Source organism: Methanoculleus sp. UBA413, from assembly GCF_002502935.1.
Classification (GTDB): Archaea; Halobacteriota; Methanomicrobia; order Methanomicrobiales; family Methanoculleaceae; genus Methanoculleus; species Methanoculleus bourgensis.
In genome coordinates, this window is the sequence record NZ_DAQR01000065.1 from 270 (window position 1) to 7188 (window position 6919).

At 60.3% G+C, this 6919-nt stretch carries 9 protein-coding genes; 8 read left to right on the top strand and 1 reads right to left on the bottom strand.

Annotated features, from left to right (window positions below; all coding sequences use genetic code 11):
* Positions 1–1110, top strand: a 1110-nt coding sequence (locus BP858_RS05055) for a DUF1015 domain-containing protein (RefSeq protein WP_286879008.1), incomplete at its 5' end; no start/stop codon positions are given.
* Positions 1111–1157: 47 nt separating this feature from the next.
* Positions 1158–2030, top strand: coding sequence for an ATP phosphoribosyltransferase (gene hisG / locus BP858_RS05060; RefSeq protein ID WP_214166412.1), 873 nt, complete (start codon positions 1158–1160; stop codon positions 2028–2030).
* 11 nt (positions 2031–2041) lie between these two features.
* On the opposite strand, the gene BP858_RS05065 is transcribed toward hisG, so the two are convergent.
* The gene (locus BP858_RS05065; protein ID WP_333582608.1) at positions 2042–2701 is read right to left on the bottom strand and encodes an FmdE family protein; all 660 of its coding nucleotides are present in this window, start codon (positions 2699–2701) and stop codon (positions 2042–2044) included.
* 233 nt (positions 2702–2934) lie between these two features.
* Between BP858_RS05065 and BP858_RS05070 the strand changes: the two genes are divergently transcribed.
* The 6 genes from BP858_RS05070 to BP858_RS05095 are packed head-to-tail and all read left to right on the top strand — an operon-like array spanning position 2935 to position 6651.
* Positions 2935–3492, top strand: a complete 558-nt coding sequence (locus BP858_RS05070; RefSeq protein WP_014868403.1) for a hypothetical protein — start codon at positions 2935–2937, stop codon at positions 3490–3492.
* A gap of 20 nt (positions 3493–3512) precedes the next feature.
* A complete protein-coding gene (locus tag BP858_RS05075) occupies positions 3513–4556 on the top strand; it encodes a hypothetical protein (protein ID WP_062266065.1) in 1044 nt (347 codons plus the stop codon).
* Positions 4550–5068, top strand: coding sequence for a DUF7288 family protein (locus tag BP858_RS05080; protein ID WP_074175953.1), 519 nt, complete (start codon positions 4550–4552; stop codon positions 5066–5068). The genes BP858_RS05075 and BP858_RS05080 overlap by 7 nt, the downstream gene beginning before the upstream one ends.
* A complete protein-coding gene (locus tag BP858_RS05085) occupies positions 5056–5442 on the top strand; it encodes a hypothetical protein (protein ID WP_286879009.1) in 387 nt (128 codons plus the stop codon). The genes BP858_RS05080 and BP858_RS05085 overlap by 13 nt, the downstream gene beginning before the upstream one ends.
* A complete protein-coding gene (locus BP858_RS05090) occupies positions 5420–5869 on the top strand; it encodes a hypothetical protein (RefSeq protein ID WP_062266074.1) in 450 nt (149 codons plus the stop codon). Before BP858_RS05085 ends, BP858_RS05090 begins: the two co-directional genes overlap by 23 nt.
* Before the next feature lie 14 nt (positions 5870–5883).
* Entirely contained in the window at positions 5884–6651 is a 768-nt protein-coding gene (locus tag BP858_RS05095; RefSeq protein ID WP_286879010.1) for a DUF7289 family protein, read from the top strand.
* The last annotated feature ends 268 nt before the right edge of the window (positions 6652–6919 follow it).

A 6919-nucleotide genomic window follows, 5' to 3' on the forward strand; every position in this document is an offset into this window, starting at 1 on the left:
GCCGAACTCCCCGACCTCCCCCCGAACGACGACCGGGTCTACCAGCGGGCGCGGGAGGTCTTCGATGACATGCTTGCAGACGGTCGGATGCAGCGCGACCCCGAGCCTGGGATGTACGTCTACCGCGCCGTCCAGGACGGTGAAGAGTTCATCGGGCTGGTCTGTTGCGTGGCGACGGAGGACTACGAGAATCGGCGGATCCGGCGGCACGAACTCACCCGGTACGACAAGGAGGAAGACCGGACCCGGCACATCGACGCGGTCGGCGCGAACACCGGCCTCGTCTTCCTGCTCTACCGCGACCCCGGCGAGATCTTCTCTTACATCCACTCCCTCATCGACGGGGCGGAGCCTGACGGAAGCACCACAACCGGTTCGGGGGTGCTCCACCAGGTCTACCAGGTCACCGACGATGGGATACTCTCGCGCCTTGAAGAACTCTTCTCTGCCGTGCCTGAGACCTACATTGCAGACGGTCACCACCGTGCCAAGTCGGCGGTGAACGTGGCCGAGCGGCGGAGGAGCGAAGGACGGTTCACCGAAGAGGCGGGGAAGTTCATGGTGGTCCTCTTTGCCCACGACCGCGTCCGCATCCACGGCTACAGCCGGCTTGTTGCGGACCTCGGCGACTACACCCTCCCAGGGTTCATCGGTGCCCTCTTAAAGGCGGGCTGGAACGTCCAGCCCTACGGGGAGATCGACACCTCGGGCTACCAGGTCCCGCCGCTCGCGACCACTGATGCGCCGATGCACGTCATGCACTTCTACCTGGAGAAGACCTGGTACGAGGTCTCCCGGCCGGTTGCAGACCCAACCGACCGGGTTGGGTCGCTCGATGTCTCGGTGCTGCAGAAGGAGATCCTCGAAGGAATGCTCGGCATCACCGATCCCAGGGGCGACCCGAGGCTCCACTACATGGGCGGGGCAAAACCGCTCTCCGAGCTTGAGCGCCTCGTGGACTCCGGTGAGTATGCTCTCGCGGTAGCCATGCAGCCGGTAGCGGTCGAGACGGTGCTTGCGATCGCGGACGCGGACGGCGTCATGCCCCCGAAGTCCACCTGGTTCGAGCCAAAACTCCTCTCAGGGCTCGTCATCCACACAATCGACTAAAAACCCATATCATCATCTTTAACTCTTTTTCTGCCCGATCAACTCTTATGATCACGATTGCTCTCCCCAAGGGAAGCCTTGAGGCGCAGACGTTCCAGCTCTTCAAGGAGGCGGACCTCGAGGTCAGGCGGACCGACCGCGACTACAACCCCCGCATCAACGACCCGAGGATCGGGAAGGTGAAGATCCTCCGGCCGCAGGAGATCCCGCTCTACGTCCAGATGGGCTACTTCGACCTCGGGATATCGGGGCTTGACTGGGTCCAGGAGAGCGGCGCCGATGTCGCCGAGGTCGCAAACCTCTCCTACAGCAAGACCGGCGACGGGAACGTGAAGATCGTGGTCGCGGTCCACCGCGACGAACCGATCGACGGCGTTACTGCCATCCGGCCCGGCAGCCGGGTGACGACCGAGTATCCCCGGATCACGGAGCGGTTCTTCAACGAGATCGGGGTTCCCGTCAGGCTCTTTGCCTCCTACGGCGCGTCGGAGGCCAAGGTTCCCGACCTGATGGACGTCGTCGTCGACCTCACCGAGACCGGGAGCACGCTCAAGAAGAACGGGTTAAAGATCATCGGCCAGATCATGGAGTCGCATACCGCGCTCCTCGCGAACCACGAGTCCCTCCGGGACCCGGAGAAGCGGAAGGCGATCGAGGAGATCACGACACTCCTCCTCGGCGTGATCGAGGCGCGCCACCAGGCGCTCCTGACGATGAACGTGCCGTCGGCGGCGCTCGACCGGGTCATCGAGGTCCTCCCTGCGATGAAGAAGCCAACCGTCAGCAGGCTGCACGGCATCGACTACTTCAGTATCCAGACAGTGGTGCAGAAAGGGCTCGTCAACGGTCTCATCCCGCACCTGAAGGATGCGGGCGCCGAGGATATCCTCGAGATCCCGATAGCAAAAATTGTGCGGTGAGGGCGGTCCCCTCACCAGCGCCGGGAGTATTCCTTCGAGCAGGCGCGGCAGACGAACTTGCCGTCCTCGACCCTGACCCGCGATTCAGCGGTCAGCTCACCGCATTTTTCGCACGGCACCGACCGGAATATCCGGGCCCGCTCCGGGATCTCGACATTGAGATCCTGGATGGAGAAGAGGGTCTCGGCAGGCAGGTCAAGGATTGCCTCGACGAGCCGGTCTGTTCGCTTGCGGTACTCGGCCCACTCCTCGTCGGGGACCTGACCCTGCATCACCCGCGTCCGGAGCGACGCAAGACCAGGGTCGAGCGTATCGGTGTCGAATGACGGGTTTCCGATGATCCGGACGGCGTCGCCTGTCCGGCGACTGATGAACGTGAAGGCGTGCTTGCCGTAGTCCTTAAAGAGGAGGTTTCCCTTCCCAACGGTGCATCCCGTCAGAACCTGGATGGCATCGACGCCACAGGCGTCGGTCTCGGCGATGGTGACGAGTTCCTCGTCCTCGGCCCGGCCTGAGCGGAGCCGTTCAAGCGCGGTCTCGGCCGCCCGGTACCCCAGCGCGAGGCCGGGGCAGGTGTGGCCGTGGAACCTGACTACTTCGGCGAACCGGTCGTGTCTGTCTGCCGGCCTGCTGTCTTTCTGTGCGGTGCTACACATATGCTTACCCTGCATGAGCTGTTGTTACAAATTGATAGATATATGTTATGGCAACCTGCCGGGGGATGTGCCGGGCGGTCCCATGGTATATAACAGCCGAACGCCCGGCGATGCGGTTCTGCACAGGCGGTGAAATATCTTTGCTGTCGGTCGTCTGCACGTTTCCAATATCCGGTTTAGACGGCACATTTTTGATGATGCAGGAGAGGTGGTTATTTATATGCCCTGGTGTATAATGACTGCTTTGCATGAAAATCCCCGGGGAAGTCCTGGTCCTTCTTGCCGCGGCCTGTATGATCTGCGGCTGTCTCGGCGCGCCCGCACCGTCGCCTACCGGCGGGGGTATCACCCCCGTCGACCTGCCTGAACCGCCGGAGGCGTACACGCTCACGGAGGCGCTTGCGGAACTTGATCTGCTCAAGGCCGAAGGAGGCCTGAACGTCACCGGGGCGGCGGTTCACCAGGTTCTCGGCAGCGGCGTTGGGCTCGACGGCCGGGCTGCCTCCTGGGCCCTCGGCCTCCAGGATGGGAAAGAGGTGCGGTGGCTCACGTTCGGCGCCGGGGGCTGGAAGGAGATCTCGCTTCGTGCTCCCCTGCCCACGGAGGAGGTGAATATCACCGCTGTTCTCCCCCCTGAGGATCTGCTTCGCAGCCAGGAGGGGGCGCTCTCGCCGGTGATGGACCGGCTGGGTGCGGATACGGTAGATATCGCGCTCGCGGAGGGGGTTTATTCGGTCACCATTCGAACGGATGCAGGGATGGAGACCCTCACGTTCCGGGCAGATTCCGGGGAGGTGGTCGTATAAGACCGCTGGCTGACGACGGGGTGCTGTCGCTTGACTTCCTCGCAGGCTTCACGATCTTCCTGCTCGCCCTGATCATGGTGGTGAGCATGGTGCCGGGTCTCCTCGCCGGGCTCGAGAGCAGCGGCATCGACTACGACGCGGTCGCCTACAGGACCGGGGTGATCCTTGTCGAGGACCCTGGGTGGCCGGTCAATCCCCCGTGGGAACAGTACGGCCGGGACCATAAAGACGAGATCCAGCGGATGGGGCTTGCTGTTTCGAAGGATACCCCGAATATCCTCCTCTCGACAAAGGTTGAGAGGTTTTTTGAGAATGCATCCACAGAAGACCCGTTTTTCACCGAGGACGATTACCACAACAAGGTGATCTTCGGCGACTACCCCTACTCCTATAACATCTCGCTCTCCAGCGGTAACGACCTCTGGCAGACCGGCGACCCCCTCCCTCCCGGCTACGGCTACATCCGCCGGGTGGTGAAGATCAAGGAGCCGAGCGTGGCGGAGATTAATGAGAGTATCAGTTCGGCATATACCATTGATCCGTCGGCCCCTGAATGGCAGAATTCTACCGCGAGAAACTTCACTGTTCGGCTCGACTTCGGCCACCTTCTGGACCCGACCGTCAGCCCGGCCTATCGGATCGATCCGAGGATAGAGCCAGTGAATGTGACGATCACGAATTTTGATGCCTATCTTAACAATACCTACGATAGCGCCACGCTCAAGAGCGTGACGTTCCAGAAGGCAGAGCCGGACTCTCCGCCTGTCCCACTTCGGTGGCTCTCGTACAGTGAGGAGGAACCGGATCTCTACACCCTGCATCTCGACGAGGATTCACACAGCCTCACGCCAAACGAGCCGGTCAACTCCAGCATCTCCCTGGTACTAAAACCAGCCTTCATGACCTTCATGGGCCCAAACAGCATCCTGGATATCCGGTTTAACTTTGAGGAGGAGGAAGATGAGCCGCCGCATACCAACATCGCCGGCACTTTCCCGTACAACTACGATAACGTCAACTCCCCGCCCCTGAAGACCGGCGTCCTGGAGGTGGCGATATGGTGAGCGATGCAGGGCAGCTCTACACGATGGAGGGTGTCGCGGCCGGGATCATCATGCTCCTGACCGCGTACATCGTCGTCAGCACGACGAGCATCTACACAACCGGGGATACACACATCCCGGATATGCAGCTTGAGCAGCTCGGGAGCGATGTGCTTGCGATGATGGATACACCTAATAGTGTGGGTGGGAAGAACCAGCTGGTCGAGTTCGTCAAAGGCGGTACCGGGAGCGGTGATGCGCTCCGAAACGAGTTCCTCGATAACTGTAAGATGCGGGCCGGAGACGCCGACGCTGATCTCAGAGCCCAGGCCTACCTCTCCTACAGGACATCGGGCGGCAGCGTAAACACAATCCCGCTCTCCTCAGAAGACGAATCGTTCACCGGGCGTGAGAACACGGTGCGAGTGACCCGGTGGGTGCAACTGCCGTCAGGAAGTTACTCCCACATACCCAACATAGAAACTTCACGCACGCACGCCGTCCTCGTGGAGGTGCTCCTATGGCGCGCATGAATGAAGACGGCCAGTGGATCGTGTTGATGGGGCTCCTGGTCGCCGTGGCGCTGTTCTTCCTTGCGCTGATCGTCAACCAGTCGGCGCTTGTCGGGCAGACGACCGCGGAAGGAGTGCTTGAGTTCCCGAAGAACGATATTCGGGACCTTCGGGAGGCGGTGTTTGATTATATCGACCGCTACGAGGTCCTTCAGACCCATGGACATCTGGGAGACGTAAAGACGGATATCGTCGAGATCTCCCTCGAACGAAAGAACGCCGTGGTCAGTTTCACTGTCGGTGAAAAGCGGGACGTCTCGGGGCGCGAACTGCGTCCAGTAGAGATCCACTACAACAACGGGGTGACGGAGTATGATGAGACTGTGTATTACTGAGCCAATGAACGAGGAGGGGGTCACCCGGCTCATGGAGTACATCATCATCACCGGTGTGCTGCTCCTGCTGATGATCGTCATGATGTTTTCCGTGAACGCCTCGCTCATGGAGGGGCCGGCAGACAAACTCCGTTACCACGCCTTCGTGGATATCGGGAACGGGATCAGCACCCGGATCGTCGACCTCTACGTCATCTCCCCCGACAACGGGACCATCACCACGAAGTTCGATATCCCCGACGACGTCGCAGGGAGGGGCTACTTTGTGGATGCCGCGCTGGAAGGCGCCGACCAGGTTATCCAGGTGCAGGCCGGTGATATCCAGAGCAAAATCGCCATCGCCGGCATCGGGGCGACGAAGGGTGTGACCGGAAGCACCACCGGCGCAGGATGGAACATGATCCAGTACGACTCAAAAGGATTCTAGGGAGAGGGACGACCGTGAAGATAAATGATAAGGCGGTTTCAGAGGCGATCGGGTTTATCCTGATCCTGGGGCTCGTGCTCACCGGCATCGGCCTGGTTACGCTCTACGGCTACCCGGTGCTCGTAAAAGAGCAGAGCAGCACCGACGTGAAGAACATGGAGCGGGCGATGATTGTCATCCAGAACGATATGAAGAGTCTCTGCTTCAAGAACGTGCCCTACAAGGAGTCAACACTGCAGGTGAGCGGGGGGACACTTGAGGTGATCGGTTCCAAAGACGGGGCTAGTCCGGAGTTCGAGATCTCCGGTGCAGGTTTTGATACCGTAACGTTCTCCCCCGGCGCACTGATCTACCGGTCCGACCGTAGCACCGAGGTGATCACCCTCGAGAACGGTGCGGTGATGACACGCCAGGAGGGGGCGACAGGTTCGGCGATGCTCGCCGAGCCGCGGTGGTTCTGCGACGTCGACCCGACAACAAACCCGCCCACAAAGACGTTCGTCATCTACCTCATGAACATCACTACCGATGAACCGATGGCGAAGTCAGGGATGGCGACGGTGAGGATGAGCCTGGAAAAGACGAATACGCAGCCATACACACCTGCCGGCGATGTCAAGGTCACATACAACGAAGACACCAATAACGACCATTCCGTGGCATGGGAGAACTACCTGACCGGCAGTTCGCTGGATATGAGCCGTTCAGGCGGCACCTATACCATGTCAGGGGTAAACAAAATCGTCATAAAAGAGTACGAGATCAAAATCCTCGGCATCTAATCTTTTTTGGACCTGGCACCCAGGGGAGGGGAGATAGCCCTCTCTCCCTGCCCCCCACGGTGAAGCCCTCCGATTTTCCCGCACACCTCCAGTGCTCAAACTCTGCTCCTGTGGGGACAATCGTCCCTCACGTGAGGCGATAATCGGAGGGGCCTTATGCCGCGGCGTGGTGAACTGAGCCCAAGGAATCTTTGAACGCCCGGCCCGGATCGACTCTCACAAAAAAGTATGTTCAAAAATAGGTATCAGAGATACCGGTTCCTCCGGA